Source organism: Roseateles sp. YR242 (assembly GCF_900109745.1).
Classification (GTDB): Bacteria; Pseudomonadota; Gammaproteobacteria; order Burkholderiales; family Burkholderiaceae_C; genus Roseateles.
Window position 1 is genome coordinate 14,469 of sequence record NZ_FOAV01000005.1, and the last position, 18,293, is coordinate 32,761.

General features: G+C 64.6%; 15 protein-coding genes. 11 read left to right on the forward strand and 4 right to left on the reverse strand.

Going from position 1 to position 18,293, the window contains the following annotated elements; translation table 11 throughout:
- Positions 1-46: 46 nt before the first annotated feature.
- Positions 47-2,551 (reverse strand): Ig-like domain-containing protein, encoded by a 2,505-nt coding sequence (locus BMY53_RS11395; protein ID WP_177200835.1) that lies wholly within the window; start codon positions 2,549-2,551, stop codon positions 47-49.
- A gap of 636 nt (positions 2,552-3,187) precedes the next feature.
- On the opposite strand from BMY53_RS11395, the gene BMY53_RS11400 reads away from it, so the two are divergent.
- The 5 genes from BMY53_RS11400 (at position 3,188) to BMY53_RS11420 (ending at position 9,449) form a co-directional block, all read left to right on the forward strand.
- Positions 3,188-3,433, forward strand: a complete 246-nt coding sequence (locus tag BMY53_RS11400; RefSeq protein WP_092946611.1) for a hypothetical protein — start codon at positions 3,188-3,190, stop codon at positions 3,431-3,433.
- A gap of 408 nt (positions 3,434-3,841) precedes the next feature.
- Positions 3,842-5,149 (forward strand): TolC family protein, encoded by a 1,308-nt coding sequence (locus BMY53_RS11405; protein ID WP_218151222.1) that lies wholly within the window; start codon positions 3,842-3,844, stop codon positions 5,147-5,149.
- A 70-nt stretch (positions 5,150-5,219) separates the two neighbouring features.
- Entirely contained in the window at positions 5,220-7,493 is a 2,274-nt protein-coding gene (locus BMY53_RS11410) for an ATP-binding cassette domain-containing protein (RefSeq protein WP_092946613.1), read from the forward strand.
- 20 nt (positions 7,494-7,513) lie between these two features.
- A complete protein-coding gene (locus tag BMY53_RS11415; protein WP_177200837.1) occupies positions 7,514-8,671 on the forward strand; it encodes a beta-barrel domain-containing protein in 1,158 nt (385 codons plus the stop codon).
- 109 nt (positions 8,672-8,780) lie between these two features.
- Positions 8,781-9,449: a response regulator gene (locus BMY53_RS11420; protein WP_092946615.1), complete on the forward strand. Its 669-nt coding sequence runs from the start codon at positions 8,781-8,783 to the stop codon at positions 9,447-9,449.
- Positions 9,450-9,545: 96 nt separating this feature from the next.
- On the opposite strand, the gene BMY53_RS11425 is transcribed toward BMY53_RS11420, so the two are convergent.
- Positions 9,546-10,805: an EAL and HDOD domain-containing protein gene (locus BMY53_RS11425; protein ID WP_092946616.1), complete on the reverse strand. Its 1,260-nt coding sequence runs from the start codon at positions 10,803-10,805 to the stop codon at positions 9,546-9,548.
- Positions 10,806-11,152: 347 nt separating this feature from the next.
- Between BMY53_RS11425 and BMY53_RS11430 the strand changes: the two genes are divergently transcribed.
- Complete coding sequence (locus tag BMY53_RS11430; RefSeq protein ID WP_092946891.1) at positions 11,153-11,836, forward strand: YiaD family glycine zipper/OmpA-like lipoprotein; 684 nt, start codon at positions 11,153-11,155, stop codon at positions 11,834-11,836.
- A 72-nt stretch (positions 11,837-11,908) separates the two neighbouring features.
- On the opposite strand, the gene BMY53_RS11435 is transcribed toward BMY53_RS11430, so the two are convergent.
- Positions 11,909-12,097, reverse strand: coding sequence for a hypothetical protein (locus tag BMY53_RS11435; RefSeq protein ID WP_092946617.1), 189 nt, complete (start codon positions 12,095-12,097; stop codon positions 11,909-11,911).
- An 87-nt stretch (positions 12,098-12,184) separates the two neighbouring features.
- A complete protein-coding gene (locus BMY53_RS11440) occupies positions 12,185-12,775 on the reverse strand; it encodes a hypothetical protein (RefSeq protein ID WP_092946618.1) in 591 nt (196 codons plus the stop codon).
- Between the two features lie 295 nt (positions 12,776-13,070).
- On the opposite strand from BMY53_RS11440, the gene BMY53_RS11445 reads away from it, so the two are divergent.
- The 5 genes from BMY53_RS11445 to BMY53_RS11465 all read left to right on the forward strand — a co-directional run bounded on the left by BMY53_RS11445 (position 13,071) and on the right by BMY53_RS11465 (position 18,136).
- A complete protein-coding gene (locus BMY53_RS11445; protein WP_092946619.1) occupies positions 13,071-13,247 on the forward strand; it encodes a DUF1328 family protein in 177 nt (58 codons plus the stop codon).
- Positions 13,248-13,325: 78 nt separating this feature from the next.
- On the forward strand, positions 13,326-13,865 hold the full coding sequence (locus tag BMY53_RS11450) for a ferritin-like domain-containing protein (protein ID WP_092946620.1): 540 nt from the start codon (positions 13,326-13,328) through the stop codon (positions 13,863-13,865).
- Positions 13,866-13,998: 133 nt separating this feature from the next.
- The gene (locus BMY53_RS11455; protein WP_092946621.1) at positions 13,999-15,399 is read left to right on the forward strand and encodes a phospholipase D-like domain-containing protein; all 1,401 of its coding nucleotides are present in this window, start codon (positions 13,999-14,001) and stop codon (positions 15,397-15,399) included.
- A gap of 5 nt (positions 15,400-15,404) precedes the next feature.
- A complete protein-coding gene (locus BMY53_RS11460) occupies positions 15,405-17,714 on the forward strand; it encodes an AsmA family protein (RefSeq protein ID WP_143074036.1) in 2,310 nt (769 codons plus the stop codon).
- A 65-nt stretch (positions 17,715-17,779) separates the two neighbouring features.
- Positions 17,780-18,136: a response regulator transcription factor gene (locus tag BMY53_RS11465; protein WP_255370153.1), complete on the forward strand. Its 357-nt coding sequence runs from the start codon at positions 17,780-17,782 to the stop codon at positions 18,134-18,136.
- Positions 18,137-18,293 lie beyond the last annotated feature (157 nt).

Consider the following 18,293-nt stretch of genomic DNA (forward strand, 5'->3'; position numbering starts at 1 on the left):
GTGTGGGTGGACGTGTGCGTGGGCATGAACGTGGACGTGCGGGTGCTCAGAGCACCGGCGGTGGCGGCACTGGCAGGGGCAAGAGCGCCGAGCCGACGTCGTTGAGCGTCGACACGAGTTCCTGCACCTGCCAGGCCACGGTTGCCGTGGTGGCGGTATTGCCGGCAGCGTCGGCCACGGTGGCGCGGAACAGGTAGTCCCCGACATCCAGCCGATCGGTATGGGCCAGGACAGGCAGCCATTGCTGGCCGCCGTCCACAGAGACTTCGAACTTCACCGAGGCCACAGGGTCCGTCCCCTGCCACTGAAGATCCAGCCCTTGGCCTGGGCCGGCCAGTCCGGTCAACTGCAATTGACCGGCGTCCGGGGCCTGGGTGTCCACCGTGATGACCAGCGGCTGGCCCAGGCTCGTATTGCCGGCCAGATCGGTCAATTCCAGGCGGTACCAATGCTCGCCGTCAGCAAGGCCACTTTGCGCCGCAGTGGTCAGGCTCCAGCTCTGCCCCGCGTCGCTGGAATGCCAGTAGCGCACCGAGGCCCCGGCCTCCAGATCGACGGCCGTCAGCGAGAAACTCGAATCCGCCGTAATACGGTCGCCTGCCAACCCGGTGTCGTCGAAGTCCTTCAACTGAGGCTGGCCGGCTTCCGGTGCCTCCCGGTCCACCGTTAGTGCCACGGCCACGCTGGTAGCCGGGTTGCCGGCATGGTCCACCGCCACGGCGCGGAACTGGTAGCTGCCTGACGCCAGGTTCTGTTGCGCGCCTGTAGGCAGCCAAGTACGTCCGCCATCGAGGGAGACTTCATACCGGTAGAAGGTATCCGCCGCCACATTGACGGCGTTCAGACTGAACGTGCCATCGGTACTGATGCGGTCGTTGCCGAGGGCGCCGGTGTCGTCGAAACCTTGCAGTTCGAGCCGAGGTCTGCCGGGCGGGTTGCCATCGATGGTCACCTCCACGGTACGCGTGGTGTGTGTGGCGCCCAGTGCATCGGTCACCACTGCGCGGAAGGCGTAGCGGCCATCCGGCAGGTCGTCCTGGGCAGCGGACGTCGCCACCCAGTTGTTGCCGCCATTGGTGCTTTTCCACCAAGTCACGGACTGCACCGGATCGACCGGAATGTGGACAAGCGTGAAGCTCGCATCGGCACTCAGGCGGTCCAGGCCGTCGGCACCACTGTCGATGAAATCCCCCAGCGTGATGGTGCCCGCCGCAGCGTCCCGGGTGTCCACCGTGATCTGGATGGTGTTGGAGTAGCTGCGGTTGCCCGCGTCATCGGTCGCGATGGCCCGAAATTCATAGTGGCCGTCCAGAGCACCGATCGCGCTGGAATTGCAGACGGACCAGGTGGTGGCGCCCACCAGCCGGAATTCATAAGCGATGCGGGAATCGGGCAGTGCTGACAGGCCCAGCTGGAAACTGCCACTCGTGCTGAGGTAGCCGTTGATGGGATCTCCGCTGGTGGCCAGTGCGTTGAGCTGGAATGACGGCGGCGGCGTGGTGTCCACGGTCAGCGGCACTTCGGCCAGGACGGTCTGATGGCCGGCAGCGTCCTGCAAGACGGCCCGGAACCAGTATTGGCCCTCCGCCAGCCCACGCACCTGGGCGCTCACGTCCAGCCAGGTCTTGCCGCCATCGGTGGATTGCTGATAGATGGCGGTGATGTCGGGCGGCAGGTTCAGCACGAGGTCGATGTCGCCGGTGGCACTGAGCGGTGCCAAGGCATCGCTCCCCAGCACGCCCACCTTGCGCAATTGCAAGGCCTGGGCGGCGGGCGGCTGGGTGTCCACGGTCACGACCTGCGTAGCAGTCGCGCTTTGATTGCCCGCGAGATCGGTCACCACGCCACGGAACAGGTAGTCACCATCCGGCAGGTCCTGCTGGCGCTGCGCCGTAGGGGCCCAGCTCCTGCCGCCGTCGGTGGAGATCTCGAACAGCAGCGAGGTGCCAGCCTCCTGACCGTCCACCGACAGCTGAAAGCTGCTGCCCTGAAACACCGGCGCCGAGATCTGCAACTGGCCTGCCAGCGGGGCGCTGGTGTCCACGGTGACGGCCACTGGCGTGGTGAAGGTTTCACCGCCGGCATTGCTCACCACCGCGCGCAGGAGATGCACGCCGTCGGGCAGGCCCTGCAGTTGGTCCGAACAGTCCTGCCAGGTCGCGCCACCATCGGCCGACCATTGATAGCGCACCTGGGCGCCTGGCTCCTGATCCGACACCTGCAGACGCACCCCGCCCTGAGCGGTGACACGGTCCAGGGCGCTGGCGCCCGTGTCATCCAGCAGGCTGCATTGAAGGCGGCCGGCCCGGGGCCGCGGCGGCGGCTCAGTACCTTCATGGGCACCCCCACCATCAATCCCTCCGTTGCCGGGACCGACACCGGTGGGCGGTTCCAGGGGAGGATGGACCGGCGCACCGGCACTCGCACCCCCATCGCCGCCACTTCCGATCAAGGCCAGCGCTGTGGCGCCCAGGCCGGCCGACAGCCCCCACAGGGCCATGCCGACGGCGCGGTCATCCTCCTGGGCTTCAGCCTGCTCAGCGGTGAACATCTCGGTAGCCTCACCGGCAGATGTGGGGGAGAGGCTTGCGGCGGCTACGGCGTCGCCAGCGAGGGTGGCATCCGGCGAGTCAGGGTTACGGGGTCCGTCTGTGGACTGCTCGGTGCCGTCCGGCGTTTCATCCTCCTCTGCCGGCTTGCGCGCGGAGGCGATGGGCGCTCGTGATGCGATGTGAAGTTGTGTGGAGGCGGAACCAGGCGCGAGGAAGCGTGCCGACGAAGGGTCGGAAGATTTGCCGGAAACAGGACCTGAAACAGCGTCAGAAAGTGCGCTGGAACTGGGTCGATGGGTCCATCCAGACAGCGGGGCGCCAGCGGCGACACCGGGGGTGCGGTTCATTTTGATTCACAGGTAGGTTGCTCGATGGCGCCACATGGCGGCGCTCTCGAAAACACCGTGAAACTGCCGGAAATACTCGCAATCCGATGTTTTGCAATCTGGATTTAATAAAATCCCTATCGATAGATTTCCAGCAGGTTCGGCGTTTTCTGCAGAAAATTTTAGGGAGCAGAGAACCGAAAATGGATAGCGTCGGCTTGCGGCGAACCTGCTGCATTTACTTATATATTGCTAAGTAATAGTCCTTTCTTGCTAGTCGCGCACCATTCAATGGCCGCCGGGGAGCGAATGCCGCTCGCCAGCATGGACGGCGCACGCGCGTTCGCACTCTCGGCAGGCCGCCGCGCAACGCTGGCAATGGGCATGCTGATGCTGTTCACACTCCTGCGCGCAGACACGGCAGATGTGTTCACACAGGGCGCAGAAATCACCGTGGTGTGCGGAGCCCCGAGCCAGTACGCCAATGGTGGTTTCACAGATGGCCGCGCAATCCAGGCTGAGCAAGGCGCAGGCCTCCAGGGTTCTGTCGCCTGACCGAATGCTGGCATTGGCGCATTCCTGACTGTGCTGCAGCGCGGCGAGGCAGGCTGCAAGGCAGGCGGACACGTCGTCGATGGGCATGGCGGTGTTCATAAGTCATCCTTGTTGAGCGAGGTTGTCACGCTTGTGGCAACCCCCGTACCTCCTGGCTGCATAGGCCGCCGCCGTCGTCACCCACCTATTTTTGCTAGCCATTTCAGACAACACCTCTCAAGGCTGTATTCGACCGTCTTTTAACTAGCTCATCAATGCTATTGTGAGAGCATCAAACGCCGCTCGAAACTCTGGTCAGAACAACGACCCATGGAGTTTCCTGTGGAAACACCTCTTAGTTTTCAGCCCGATGATCGGTCGGCCGCATACTCGGCACCTATCCCCGTCCGAAGCCTCTGGCGGGCGGTTTTGACTGCAGGTGGACTGACGCTGATCCAGTTCGCTGCTTATGCCGCAGACGGCGGTCCGATGGCCCCCCCGCCCGTGCCTGTTCCTGCTGCCACGGCAGCGTCAGAGTCAGCAGCAGCAGTACCGGAAGCCTCGGCGCCTGCCGCTCACCTCCCCTGGGCCACGGCGATGGACGACTTCATCGCCACCGCCTTGGCGGAGGACCCTTCGATCGAGCGGGCCCGTTCCAACATCGCGGCCGCCGAAGAAGGCGTGACGGCAGCAAAGTGGCAGTTCGGCCCCACCCCGAGCCTCAGCCGGGAGCCATCGTCCAGCGGCTACGTCAACGTGCTGCGCATCCAGCAGCCGCTGTACACGGGTGGCGCACTGGAAGCCGGCCTGCGCTCCGCACGCATGGTGGTGCAAGGCAGCCAGGAGGAACTCGCCTCCGCGCAGATGCAACTGCGGATCCGGCTGGTGACCAACTGGGCCGACTGGGTCAAATCACGCCAGCACGTGGCCAGCCTCCAAACCCTGGCGAATCAACATGAAGAGTTGCTGGCCATGATTCAACGGCGCACAGATGCCGGTGTCGGCACTGTGTCCGATGCCGCCCTGGCCACGTCCCGGCTGAGTGCTGTCCAGGCCGAGCTGGCGCAGGCCCGCCTCGAAGAGGCGCTACAGCGCCACCAACTCCAGCGCCTGGCCCGCCGGCCGGTCGAACCCCCACTGGCGCAGGCGCTGGACGGCACACTGCCGGACGCGCCGGAACTCGCCACCATCCTGGACCACATCCAGACCTCACCAGACATGGCGATTGCACGCGCCAGCGTGGACATCGCCCGGGAAGACCTGAACAAGGCCAAGGCCAGCCTGCTGCCGACGATCAGCCTGCGCATGGAACGCCAGACCGGCGCGGTGCGGGACCAAAGCATCGGACTGGTCATGCAGGCCAGCTTCGGCGGCGGGCTCGCCAGCTTCTCTTCCGTGAACGCCGCGCGTCACCGCATCCTGGCGGCTGAGGCCGCCGTCTCGGCCACCGAGCAGGACCTGTTCAATCGCTACCAGCTCGAATACACGCGTTATGCCTCCGCCTGTGCTTCCGCGCGCAGTGCGGTGGCCACAGCCGAGGCCAGCGACGTGGTGCTGGCGTCCTATCGACGTCAGTTCGCCGCCGGCAAACGGGCCTGGCTGGACCTGCTGAACATGGTGCGCGAAAGCCATTCCGCACGGCAGTCGCAACACGACGCTGCCATCGAGCAGCGCGCCAGCCTTTACCGCCTGAACGTCCTGCTGCAGGCGACAGGCACCGAACTTCAAGCGCATTGAATTGCCAGGAGCGGCGTCGAGCGGATCCCCACCGACGCGCTCCGACCCTCTTGCCCAGAAAGGAATTCTCATGTCCTGGTTTTCATCCTCCAGGCCTGCGTCCGGCTCTGACACCATCCAGGACACCGGCGCACTGGCCCACAGCTTTCATCAATGGATGCGACTCAAGGGGCGAGCCGTCCCGTCTGACCGTATCAAGCAGCAACTCCTCGAGCAGGCGCCGCGCAAGGAGACCGGCCTGCGCGCGGCCACCCACCTGGCCGAAGCGCTGGACCCTGACGCGCGTTTCGTCACCCTGGAAGGTCCCCAGCAAGCGGCTCTGCCCCTGCTCTGTCATCACGCGGAGGTGGGCTGGCTGGTCGTGACCGGCCGAACCGTCGAGGGCCTGTGGCGCTGCGTGGATGTGAATGGCAAGCGCCATGAGCTGGTGATGGACCACGAGCCGTGCCTCCACCTTATCGAGAACCATGGCGCCGCCAACGGTCACATCCGCAGCGCCCGGGCCCTCATGCTGCGGCAGATCCGTGGCAACTGGCCGCTGTTCATCGAAGCGGCCGGCCTGTCGCTGGTGCTGGCCTGTGTCGGCATCACCATCAGCTTCTACACGATGCAGGTGTATGACCGTGTCATCCCCAGCCAGGGCCACCAGACCCTGTGGGTGCTGACGATCGGCGTGAGCCTGGCGATTGCCGTGGAATGGCTGCTGAAGCTGGCCCGCGCGACCCTGCTGGAGCCCCGGCTCAAGACGCTGGACGTGGGCATCTCCAAGGCACTGCTGTCGCGTCTGCAGGCCGTGCGCATGGACCAGCGGCCCGGGTCGGTCGGCACGCTGGCCTCTCAGGTGCAGAGCTTTGAATCCATCCGCAGCATTCTCTCCACCTCCACGCTCTTCCTGCTATTTGACCTGCCCATGGCCACACTCTTCGCGCTGGTCATCGCCGCTGTCGGCGGCCCCTGGATGGCCTTGCCAGCGCTGATCCTCTTTGGCATGACGCTGCTGGCAGGCGCCATGCGCGCCCGCCGCATTGCCAAGCTGAGTGCCGGCAACCTCACCGGCGCCAATGCCAAGACCGGCCTGCTGGTGGAGACGATTGAAGGCGCCGAGGCCATCAAGGGCATGGGGGCGGGCTGGCGCTTCGAGACCCGCTGGGCGGGGCTGTCCGAAGCCAATGCTGTCCAGAGCCTGGCGCTCAAGCATGAAACCGATGCCACCGGCTACCTCGCTGCCGGCCTGCAGCAGGTGAGCTATATCTCCCTGATCTGCATCGGCGCGGTCCTGGCCATTGACGGGCACGTCACCCAAGGCGCCATCGTGGCCTGTTCCATCCTCTCCGGACGTGTGCTCTCGCCGCTGGCCTCCATTCCCGGCCTGCTGGTGCAGCTGGGCAATGCGGCCGCCTCGATGAAGGCCCTGGACGCGATCTTCCGGCTGGAAACGGACAACCATGACGTCTCTCGGCCCCTGGTTCCGGCGCGCGCCAACGGCGACATCGTCTTCGAGGACGTGGAGTTCGCCTACCCGGGCCAGAAACAGCCCTTGAAGATCGGCCGGATGCAGGTGAAGCATGGGGAGAAGGTGGCCATTCTGGGCACCATCGGCGCGGGCAAGTCCACCCTGCTCTCCCTGGCCAGTGGACTGGCCAAGCCCACCCAGGGCACCGTCTTCTATGACGGCATGGACATGCAGCAGGTCCACGCCGGATGGCGCAGTGAACACATGGCCTACTGCCCGCAGCATGCCTGGCTGTTCTCCGGCACCTTGCGAGACAACCTGGCCTTCGGCCTCACGGATGTGAGCGACGAACAGATCGTCCAGGCGGCAGCAAAGACCGGCCTGTGGGGCATGATCGCCCAACATCCAATGGGCCTGGACCGCAAGCTCTCCGAAGGCGGCCGCGGGCTCTCCGGCGGACAGCGGCAGTTGGTGGCATTGACCCGGCTGCTGCTGGCCCAACGCAGCTACTGGCTGCTGGACGAACCCACCTCCGGCATGGACGACGGCCTGGAACAGGCCACCGTGGCCCTGCTGAAGTCGCAACTGGCGGCTGACACCACGCTGGTGCTGGTGACCCATCGCATGTCGTTGCTGGCACTGGTGGACCGCATCGTCATCCTCAGCCCGCAAGGCATCCAGATGGACGGCCCGCGCGACCAGGTGCTGGCTCGCCTGCAGCAACAGGCTGGGCAGGGCTCGGGCAGACCTCAAGGGGCTGGCCTCGCCAAGGCTCAGCCGGGTGCCCCCGCAAGGACTGGCCCCGCCGGCACCGCCCCCATCCGGGTGACAGTGCCGACTCCCCATCAGGCGCCGCGCACATCCGCTGCGGCCCCCACCACCCCGGCATGAACCCCCAGGAGGGACACATCATGAAAGACTCCGCATTCTCCGGCCACAGCATCCGTGGCCTGCGCCTGACCGTCTTCGCCCTGGTCGCCGCTCTCGGCGCCGGCGTCTTCTGGGCCTCCCAGGCCGAAATTGATGAGGTGACTCGCACAACCGGAAAGGTCATGGCATCCTCCCGCACACAAGTCATACAAGCCGCAGATGGGGGGGTCGTGCAGCAGATTTTTGTGCAAGAAGGCAATGCCGTTAAGCGCGGCGATCTACTCGTCCAACTGGATGACACCAAGTCCCAGGCCGCCCTGGCCGATTCTTCGCAGAAGGCAGCCGCCCTTCAGGCTTCTCTGGCACGGTTGCGCGCAGAGACCCTGGGCACGCCCTACCAGGGCGGCGGCGAGGGGAGCTTCGCCATCATCCAGCGTCGCCTGTATGAGCGACGTCGGACCGCTCTGGATGAAGACGTGGCAGTGCTGAGCAAGTCCGCCCGACTGGCCAACGAAGAGGTCAAGCTCAATGAGCCGCTCTTCAAGAGCGGTGACATCAGTGCGGCTGAATTCCTGCGCCTGCAGCGCACGGCCAATGAGGCCAACGGCCAGGTGACGACCCGTCGCAACAAGTTCCTTCAGGACGCCCAGGCAGAGCTGGCCAAGACCGAGGAAGACCTTGCCAGCGTGCAGCAGGTCCTCGAAGACCGCCGCGGCGCCGTGGCGCACACCCAGTTGCGCGCCCCCCAGGACGGGGTGGTGAACCTCATCACGCTCACCACGGTGGGCGCCGTGCTGCGCCCGGGCGACGAAATCATGCAGCTGCTGCCCACCGGCGATGACCTCATCATCGAGTGCCGGCTCAAGGCGGCGGACATCGGCTTTGTTCGCCCTGGCATGCCAGCCAATATCAAGCTGGACGCTTTTGACTACAGTATTTTCGGCACGCTGCAAGGGGCAGTGACCTACATCAGCCCCGATGCTTTGACAGAACGAAGCCCTCAAGGGGTGGAAGTGCCGTACTACCGCACCCACATTCGCATCACTGCGAAACGGTTCAAGGGCGAGCAGGCCAACACCATCAAGATGCAGCCCGGCATGACGGCGACGGCCGAAATTATCACCGGACGTCACACAGTACTGGACTACTTGCTCAAACCGGTCAAGAAAACACTCTCTGAATCCATGGGTGAGCGTTGAATGTTATGCACATTGGTGTCGTCTGCACCACTGACGAAAACTTGACATCGGTGGCCACGGCCACGCTCCATATGTTCACAATAACCTTGACCTGTCTACAGGGAACATCATGACCATCTCCGTCACCATCATTGAAGACGACGCGAATGTCCTTCAGCGCCTGATTGACGTGGTGTCGGCCAGCAGTGCCTGCCAGATCGTGGGCATTGGTCGCAATCGCGGCGAGGCGGTCTCCGCCATCCTGGCCAACCGCGCGGACATCTACCTGGTGGACCTCGGCCTGCCTGACGTGGACGGCATCGACCTCATCAAACTGATAGAGGAAAAGTGTGCCGACGCCCACAGCATCGTGGTGAGCACCTTCGGGGACTCCAAACACGTCATGCGCAGCTTGCGCGCGGGGGCCAGCGGCTATCTGCTGAAGGAAGAAATCCAACCCTCGCTGATCGAAAAGATCATTGCCACTCACAATGGCCATGCACCGCTGAGCCCGGCCGTGTCCCGGCTGGTGCTGGACAAGCTGGAAAGCCTGGAGACCGGCGTCAAACCCAAGGTCGACCGCACGCAGAAGCTCAAGGAGCTGGGCCTGGGGCAGCGCGAATGGAGCGTGCTCAATCTACTGATCGAGGGCCTGCCCATCGTGGACATTGGCAATCGACTGTCCATCTCGCGGTTCACCGTCAATCAGCACCTACGCTCCATCTACCGCAAGCTCAATGTCAATTCGCGGGCGATGGCCACCAGTGTGGCGCGCATGCACGGACTGGTGGACGATTGAGCCACCAAAACCAAAGCCGCCGCCCGGGTGACCGGGCGGCGGCTTTTGCTTGTTTGTGCCGCAATCTCGACGGGCTGGGGTTTCCGCCCTGCCCGTTCAGACCATTGCCGATAGTTGCTCACGGTAGTGCTGGAAGCACAGCCCACGCTGGTTCGCGTTCAGCAGGCCGTTTTCATCGCACCGGCGTTTGCGCCAGTGTGACATGTGGGCACGCACGGCCGCCACACTTTCGCGACCCCGGCCATGCAGAGCCGCAATATTCATCAGTGCCAGCCAGGCCACGAGAACGGGCCGAGGCAGGCTGTCCAGCGCGGCGGCCAAGTCGGTCGAGACTGTCACCTCATGCGGCGCGTGCAGGTCCTGGAGGCGGAGCAGGCGCAGCATGGTGGCGGGGTCGCATTCGGCAAGCAGGGCCAGGGCTTGCGTGCTGGCGCCGCTTTTCGCCATCAGATAGAGGTCACCCATCAGCCGGGCGTCGCACCCCGGCAGGGCCAACACGCGATGCACCTGCGGCCGTGCCACCGCATAACCTTGAAACAGGTCGGCGCCCATGGCCTTCAACTGAGCCAGGTCCTCGGCGGACTCGACCTTCTCCACGATGACCCGCAGGCCCGCCGCGTGCGCCATGGCGATCAACGAACGCAACTGATGGGTCGGCGTCACCAGAACGTCGATCTTCACGCTTTCCACATGCTCGGCCAGGATCCAGCGCGGGTCATCGGCCCGTTCTATATCATCCAGGGAAAAGCGGTAGCCCTGGGCGTGCAGCGCCTTCACCCGTTGGCATACGGCCGGGGTGGGCTGCAGTGTCTCCAGCAGCTCAATGACCCCCAGATCCGGTGTCAGAGCTTGTGCTGGCGGGCCCAGCAGGCAGGCTTCATCCATGTTGACGTAGAGGCTGCCCACCGCGGGGGCGGCACTGTCAATGCGAGTGAGCCACTGGCCATCCAGCAACGCATTGCACAGCACATTGGCCGTCGCGTAGGCCCCCAGCAGCGGTGTGACACCGCCGTCCATGCTGTTCCAGCGGAACAGCAGCTCGGTACCCGCCACCTGACCCCATCGGTCCACGATAGGCTGGGTGGCAAACCGCAGATGGCTGCCGTTGTGCTCTGCGACCGGCGCCGGGCCTGCAGCCGCTCTGAGCGGTGGCGGCGCTGATAGCGCTTGTGGCGCATTGGCCGCTTGAGCATTCAGCGCTTGTGGCGCCGGTAGGTTCAGCGCTTGTGGCGCTGGTGGCTTCAGCGCTTGTGGCGCTGGTGCGACTGCAGGCATAGCAAGTGATGCGGCGCAGGGAGATGAGGATGGTGCCGCGTGAAATGCGGCTGCATCGGCGTTGTTGGCCTCTTTCAACATGATGGTGCCCGTGGGCTGTGGTGTTGATCACCATGCTAGGAAGCACCCCTTGTTTGAAGAATAGCCAAAGCTTGCTGGTCACGGCATTGCCTTAGCAATCCTATGCACATCAGTCGTGACGCCGGTCAACAAAGACTTGCTGAGACTACGACCAGTCCTTGGCACAAACTGAAACGCATTGCCAATGCATCGCTGGTGCCGATCGAACCATCCCTGCTGATTTGCCTACTGGAGCGCAGGCTCACGCCTTGCCAGTTGCGTCGCATACTGGCCCCTGGGCGCCGCCGGCTTTGCAGAAGCAACCGGCCAAGCCGGGTGTACTCGATCAAGCACAAGGAGATATGAACATGCCATCCACACACACACCCAACACCTTCAGGCGCTCGAATGGCGCTGCTACCGCCGCTGTCTTGCTGGCGGTGTTGGCGGGCTGCGCCAACATGGATGACCGCCAGCGCGGCACGGCTGGCGGGGCGGCCATCGGCGCGGTCACTGGCGCCGTGATCAGCTCCGCCACGGGCGGCAAGGCTGGCACGGGCGCGGTGGTGGGCGGTGCCCTAGGCGCCGTGGCGGGCAACATCTGGTCGCGCCGGATGGAAGAAAAGCGCCAGGCCATGGAACAGGCCACCCAGGGCACCGGGGTTGAAGTCACCCGCACGGCGGACAACCAACTGAAGCTGGATGTGCCCAGCGACATCTCGTTCGCGACCAACAGTGCGGCACTTGAGCCTCGCCTGCGTCCAGTGCTGGATGGATTTGCCAACGGCCTCAGCAGTGGTGCCACCACGGTGGTGAGGGTGGTCGGGCACACGGACAACACCGGTAACGACGCCATCAACGACCCCTTGTCGCTGCGTCGCGCGGAAAGCGTTCGCAACTATTTGATGGACCGCGGCATTCGTGGCGATCGCGTCGAGGTGGCGGGCCGTGGTTCGCGAGAACCGCTGGTCGCCAACGACACGGCTGACAACCGCGCCCGCAATCGTCGCGTGGAAATCTTCCTGCGTGAACCTCAAGGCGCTGGCGGCTGAACCCGCAGCTCGCAAAACCAAGGGCCCGGTCACTTTGGTGACCGGGCCCTTTTCTTGAGCGATGGAAGCGAATCAACGCACGTGATTGGGTTCCGGCCCCAACTGTGCGCCTGTGCGATGCAGCGCACCGCCCTCGCCTTCCCAGGTGGTGACCTCTTCAGGCTTCGTACTCACCTTCTTGTGTTTCTTCTGGGCGCAATGGTGCTGCCACTGCCACAGCGCATAACCTGCCAGGGCGAAGGGAAGAATGCGTTTCAGCATGAGGGGGCTCCTTGGAGTTAAAGCCGGGATGGTCGATGGTTCGAGGGGTCTGAAAAGGGTCTGGATGCGAGGCTTCGGCGTCAACTTTTAACGCCCGGCCTCGCTTGCAGGCTTCAGAGGGCGAGGCGGTACCTTGGGGCGTTCCGGCGTCGAGGTTGAACTCGGCGAAGGCTGTGGCACCAGTGCAGGCGCGGTTGCCGGCTTGTTCGCGGGATTGGTAGCGGCGCCCGCGCCAGTGGGGTTCTCCTCCACCATGCGGTCGATGCGCTTCAGGATGGCGCCGCTCTCCACGCTGCCGTCCCGAGTTCCCTGGCCGAGCACCATGGCGCGGCAATCGGGCCGGTCTTCCTCGGCCACGCGCTGGCAGCGCAACAGGGCGTTGTTGGCCAACTCGTCCTGGCTGGCGGACTTGAGGGTGCCACGGCGCGCTTCATCACGCGCTGCAGCAGCTTCCTTGAGGCAGGTCTTCTGGTCCTGCGCCGAGTTGCCCGAGAGACACCGAGCTCGCTCCTGTGCATAGATGCCACCTGGCGTCGCGGCGTTCGTCGCGGGCGCCGGCTTCGCGCCGGCTGCCTCACCCTCGGCCGCAAACACGGGGGCTGCCAGCATCATGACGGCGGAAAGTACCGCTCCCGCAGTGATCAGGGCAGTCGTGGAGGTGTTGGTCAGCAGCTTCATGTTGTCTCCTTTAGCCTGCCGCAGGGTGGAACTCCTGTGCGGGGGCGGCGTCTGAGCGTGCGGGGCCGGAAGCCCGGGGAGGCCGGGAGGGCCCAGGGATGACTGAAGGCTAAGTGGGTCGTGGCCCGCTGTCTGTCGTACCCCGCCGGGGCCGTCTGTAGGACGAGTCCGGCAAAACCCTTGCGGCGTCCCGTCCTACAGGCGGACGTGGGGCTGGCTGATGCCTTCCTCCCAGGGGCCACCCTAGAGTGACCCCAAGTGCCGCGCTGCGGCTTTGAAGTGAAAGGACATCATCATGTTGAAGTGGGCCCTGATCTTTGCCGTTGTCTCCCTGGTGGCAGGTGTGCTCGGTTTCACCGGCATCGCAGCAGGCGCGGCCGGTATCGCCAAGATCCTGTTCGGCATCTTCCTGGTCATCTTCCTGGTCTTGTTGGTGCTGGGCGTGACCGGCGTCAACGCCCTTCGCAAATAGTTGACCGGCATGCCGATGAGCCGATGAGCCGCATATGCCGTCGTCGCCCCCAGCCACTCCCAACATTGGAGACAGCCCATGAATGCAGTTATCGACACCAAGCCCATGCAGCTCGACGAGCAAGCGCTGGAACGCGCACGTACCCATCTGGACGATGGCGCTGTCACGCCCAGCTATGGGCCCTGGCGGGAGGAAGTCATCAAATTGCTGAATGACGCCCTCGCCACCGAACTCGTGTGCATCCTGCGTTACAAGCGCCACTATTTCACCGCCCACGGCATCGCCTCGCCCAGCGTCGCTGATGAATTCCTCGAACATGCGAACGAGGAAAGTGCCCATGCGGACAAGCTGGCCGAACGCATCGTGCAGCTGGGTGGGGAACCCGACTTCAATCCGGATTCGCTGACCAAGCGCAGCCACGCGGATTACAACGACGCCACCGACCTGAAGTCCATGGTGCGTTCCAACCTGGTGGCCGAACGCGTCGCCGTGGAGGCCTATCGCCAGATGATCCAGATGATCGGCGACAAGGACCCGACCACCCGTCGCATCCTGGAAGAGGTGCTGGCGCAGGAAGAAGAGCATGCCGACGAATTGCTGGACATGCTGAAGGACTGAGCGCCGCCTCATGAGCCCTGCCCGCCCGCTCCCCCCGACTGCCGCCCTGGCCCTTCATCACGCTTGGTTCAGGTGGCCTCGGTGGCGCGGGCGGTTGCACGTTCGTGCAGCTGAGACGCTGTTATGCCTCTCCATGACCATGGGCATGGCCGCCTGCGGCACCCCCGCCCCTCCCATACAGGGCCGCTTGCCGGACCCGCCGAAGGCCGCGCCGCCGGTGGCCAAGGTGGCCAGCGAGGTGGATGTTGTCGGTGCCAAGGGGCCACTGGGCCAACAGCGACGCGAACAGGTCATCCAAAGCGCCGCCGCCCAAGGTCGTCCGGAGCTGCTGAAGCGTCAATTGGCCGCGATGTCGGCCTTTGGCGACGTGGATCTGTACGCCAGCAACGACGTAAAGCTGCTCATCGACGGACCGGCCACCTTTGACGCCATGTTCAGCGCCATCCGCAAGGCGCGCCAGCAGATCCTGCTGGAGAGCTACATCATCGAGGACGCCGACGTGGCGCGCCAGCTGGCGGATCTGCTGGTGCAGCGCCGGGAACAGGGCGTGCAGGTGGCGGTCATCTATGACGCGGTCGGGTCGCTTTCCACCCAGGAGGCCTATTTCGACCGCATGCGCCAGGCGGGCATCGGCATCTGTGCCTTCAACCCGGTCAACCCGCTCAAGAGCCGCCGCTATCACGACATCACTGAACGGGACCATCGCAAGATTCTGGTCGTGGACAACGAGGTGGGCTTCACCGGGGGCATCAATATCAGCGCGGTGTATTCCTCTGGCTCCGGATCGTTTGGTGGGGGCAAGGGGTCGCGCGCCAAGCCTGCCGATGAGGCCAAAAGCGCCAAGGAGCGCGGTTGGCGCGACACCATGATCCAGGTCCGCGGGCCGGCGGTGCAGGCGCTGCACGGCATGGTGAGGGAAACCTGGCAACACCAGGCCTGCGAGGGCCAATTGGCGCCGGTCGCCGCCCCCACCGCGGCTTCGGGCCAGCAGCTCATGCGCATCGTGCCCAGCACGCCGCAGGATAAGGAAAACCGCATCTACACCCTGCTGCTGGGCAGCATCCGTGCGGCCCAGCACAGCGTATATCTGACCATGGCGTACTTTGCTCCGGGCAAGGACATGGTGGACGCGCTCTCTGAGGCTGCGGAGCGCGGGGTGGATGTCCAGTTGATTCTCCCGTCCCAAAGCGATTTCTCGCCCGTGATGTATGCCGGCCGCAGCCACTACGACCGGTTGCTCAGGGCGGGCGTCAAGATCCATGAGTTGCAGGACGCGGTGTTGCATGCCAAGACGGCCGTTATTGACGGCGTGGTCTCCACGGTGGGGTCCAGCAACATGGACTGGCGAAGTTTTGTTCACAACAACGAAGTGAACGCCGTCGTACTGGGGGAGGATTTTGGTTCCGCCATGACACGCATGTTCGAAAAGGATCGTGACGCCTCTCGCTCCATCGACCTGGCCACCTGGAAACATCGACCGTTGATGCAGCGTGGCAAGGAATTCTTCTCCAGTCTTTTTGAACATTGGTGGTGATCAACATGAGTGCAACCCCGCCCACGCCTCCAACGTCTTCCCCCGCGCCCGGCGCTGCTGCGGGCACCAACGCTTCAGGTCCGCACCATCGCCGCCATCACTGGGCCACGGGCGTCGCCGTGGTGGTTGGCTTGCTGGTGGGCGGCGTCGCCATCTGTGAATGGATGGGATGGCCCTTCCTGCGCCGGCCGCTGGAGAACCTGCTCAGCCAGAAGCTGGAGCGCAGCGTGAGTTTTGATGGCTCCGGCGAGACGCGCTGGACGCTGCGCTTTATCGGCGGCATCCGGTTGCGCACCGACAGTCTCCAGATCAGCGGCCCCAGCTGGAGCACCATGGGCCCGATGCTGGTGGCGCAGGACGCGCGCCTGGCGTTGCGGTATAGCGACCTGCTGGACCTGCGCCATGGCCAACCACTGCGGGTGAAGGCCCTGGAGGCGGGTGATCTCGCCTTGCGCATCGAGCGAGATGTGGAAGGCCGCGCCAGTTGGCAGTTCGGCCGGCAGCCCGACAGTGCGACCCAAGTCAGGGAACGCCCTCGTTTTGACGGCGTACGTTTTGACTTGCTGGAGGTTCGACAGGGCTCGGCCAGTGTTGACGACAAGATTCAGCGGCTTTCCTTGTTGGCGAAGTTTGCACTTCGCGAATCCTGGGATCTACCCCCTCCTGACCAGGCCTTGCTAGACCGAGCCGATATTCAGTTTGGCCGGGATTCCGACGGTGCTAGCGCCCCGAGTGGCCGCACCGCTGCTGCATCGTCGGCAGCGCCGCGAGTGCCTTTGGTGGCAGCCTCTGCGCCCGCGGGCTTCACGGGATCGGCCAGGCTGGGTTCCGGTGCCGCGAGTGGCGCCGCTCAGGGGCAAGGGCAAGGGCAAGGCGATTTGCCGCGCGGCATGGTGGCCACGGCGGAGGGGCATTTCCGCGACATGCCGATCAAGGCCAGCTTACGCACCGGTTCCGCCCTGCCTTGGCTGTCTTCCGACCCCAATGCGCCTGCGGTCCCGGTGACGCTGCGTGGCGGAATCGGCAACGCGCGTCTTTCGTTTGATGGCGAGGTGCGGGACCTGCTGGTGAGTCAGGGGCTGACGGGCCGGTATGAAATTGCAGGGCCGTCGCTGGCGGCGGTGGGCGAGCCGTTGGGGGTGACCTTGCCGACCACGCCGCCGTTTGCCATGAAGGGAACGCTCAAGCGAGACGGTTCCCGCTGGGCCACGGTCGTGCAGAGTGCGACGATCGGCAAGAGCAAGCTGCATGGCCACTTCGAATTTGACAAGCCGCCCACCGAAAAGGCCAAGCTCACCGGGGAACTGCTGGGCCGCGAACTATGGCTGGCCGACTTGGGACCGTCCATCGGGGTGCCGACCGACCGCAAGGAGCGAGTCTCGACCAAGGCCAACCGTGTGCTGCCGGACAAGCAATTCGACCTGCCGTCCTTGCGGGCCATGGATGCAGACGTGGCGGTCAATCTTGACCGTTTCGAGTCGGGCACCGCGCTCCTGCAGGCGGCTCAGCCCCTCAGGGGCCGTATTGTTCTGCAGGACGGTGTACTGGACATTCGAGACATTGATGCCCGGGTGGCGCGGGGCCAGTTTGCGGGCCGCATCAAGCTGGACGGCCGCCAGCCCACGGCACTCTGGGAGGTCCGCCTGCGGGTCACTGGCGTGCATCTGGAGCAATGGCTCCAGGCCAAGCGTGACGCGGGCAAGCCGCCGTATGTGACCGGGCTCATGGGCGGGCGCATCTCCCTGGACGGCCGTGGCCGTTCCACCGCCGACCTGCTGGCCACGGCGGACGGCCGCATGGTGCTGTATTGGACGCAGGGCACGGTGTCCCACCTCATTGTGGAAGCTGCCGGCCTTGACGTGGCGCAAGCCCTGGGCGTTCTGATCCGTGGGGACAAGGACTTGCCAGTGCAATGTGGCATTGCTGATCTGAAGGTCAAGGACGGGCGGGTGACTCCGCAGCCCATGGTCGTGGACACACGGGATTCGCTGGTGCGGGTGGACGGCGACATTTCGCTGGCGACGGAGCGCATGGCCTTGCGGGCCAAGGTGGAGCCCAAGGACTTCAGCCCGCTGACCTTGCGCACGCCCATCAAGGTTGAGGGCACGCTCTCCGACCCCGACATTGGCGTCGAGAAGGCCCCGCTGCTTCGCAAGGTGGTGCCGGCGGCGGTACTCGGCGTGGCGGTGGCCCCGTTGGCGGCGCTCATCCCGCTGGTGGATCTGGGCGAGGACCCGGACGACCAAAGCAAGGTGGCGCTGTCTGAATGCAACGCTGCGTTTGCTGGCGCTGCCAAGCGGCGTCCGGGTTCGTGATAATCGCGCCCATGTCAGCGACGCCACAGACTCACGCACCGCCGGGCACCTTGAGCTGCTTCCTTGTGGAGGACAGCCCGCTCATTCGCGAAAACCTGGTCGCCACCCTCCAGGAAATGGTGGATCTGCGAGTGGTGGGCCAAGCGGAAGACGAAGCGGGCGCACTGCGCTGGCTGCAGGACGAAGCCGTGCCCTGCGACATCCTGATCATCGACATCTTCCTCAAACGGGGCACCGGCCTCTCCCTTTTGCCCAAGGCGCGCAAGCTTCAGCCCGAAGCCAAGATCATCATCCTCAGCAACTACGCCACTGTCGAAATGCGCAACAAATGCCAACAACTCGGTGCCGACCGGGTTTTCGACAAATCGAGCGAGTTGGATGACTTGATCACTTACCTGCTCACCCTTCCACCGGCCGTTTAAGCCGCTTGCTCAAGACCAGGGCGGTCGTCCTGTTCCTCCCCAGTCGTGGGGATCAGGCTGGCTTGTTGCAGCCCAAATACGGTCTTGATGGGGGTGGTTGGCTTGGACTGGTGACAGCCCCACTGTCGGAGTACTGCCACGTCACACCAAGCGGTGG

Excerpts from the sequence above, each read along its gene's own strand:
- BMY53_RS11395 (WP_177200835.1), bottom strand. The coding sequence starts at position 2,551 with ATGTTCACCGCTGAGCAGGCTGAAGCCCAGGAGGATGACCGCGCCGTC.
- BMY53_RS11400 (WP_092946611.1), top strand. The coding sequence starts at position 3,188 with ATGCCGCTCGCCAGCATGGACGGCGCACGCGCGTTCGCACTCTCGGCA.
- BMY53_RS11410 (WP_092946613.1), top strand. The coding sequence starts at position 5,220 with ATGTCCTGGTTTTCATCCTCCAGGCCTGCGTCCGGCTCTGACACCATC.
- BMY53_RS11415 (WP_177200837.1), top strand. The coding sequence starts at position 7,514 with ATGAAAGACTCCGCATTCTCCGGCCACAGCATCCGTGGCCTGCGCCTG.
- BMY53_RS11420 (WP_092946615.1), top strand. The coding sequence starts at position 8,781 with ATGACCATCTCCGTCACCATCATTGAAGACGACGCGAATGTCCTTCAG.
- BMY53_RS11425 (WP_092946616.1), bottom strand. The coding sequence starts at position 10,805 with ATGTTGAAAGAGGCCAACAACGCCGATGCAGCCGCATTTCACGCGGCA.
- BMY53_RS11430 (WP_092946891.1), top strand. The coding sequence starts at position 11,153 with ATGCCATCCACACACACACCCAACACCTTCAGGCGCTCGAATGGCGCT.
- BMY53_RS11435 (WP_092946617.1), bottom strand. The coding sequence starts at position 12,097 with ATGCTGAAACGCATTCTTCCCTTCGCCCTGGCAGGTTATGCGCTGTGG.
- BMY53_RS11440 (WP_092946618.1), bottom strand. The coding sequence starts at position 12,775 with ATGAAGCTGCTGACCAACACCTCCACGACTGCCCTGATCACTGCGGGA.
- BMY53_RS11445 (WP_092946619.1), top strand. The coding sequence starts at position 13,071 with ATGTTGAAGTGGGCCCTGATCTTTGCCGTTGTCTCCCTGGTGGCAGGT.
- BMY53_RS11450 (WP_092946620.1), top strand. The coding sequence starts at position 13,326 with ATGAATGCAGTTATCGACACCAAGCCCATGCAGCTCGACGAGCAAGCG.
- BMY53_RS11455 (WP_092946621.1), top strand. The coding sequence starts at position 13,999 with ATGACCATGGGCATGGCCGCCTGCGGCACCCCCGCCCCTCCCATACAG.
- BMY53_RS11460 (WP_143074036.1), top strand. The coding sequence starts at position 15,405 with ATGAGTGCAACCCCGCCCACGCCTCCAACGTCTTCCCCCGCGCCCGGC.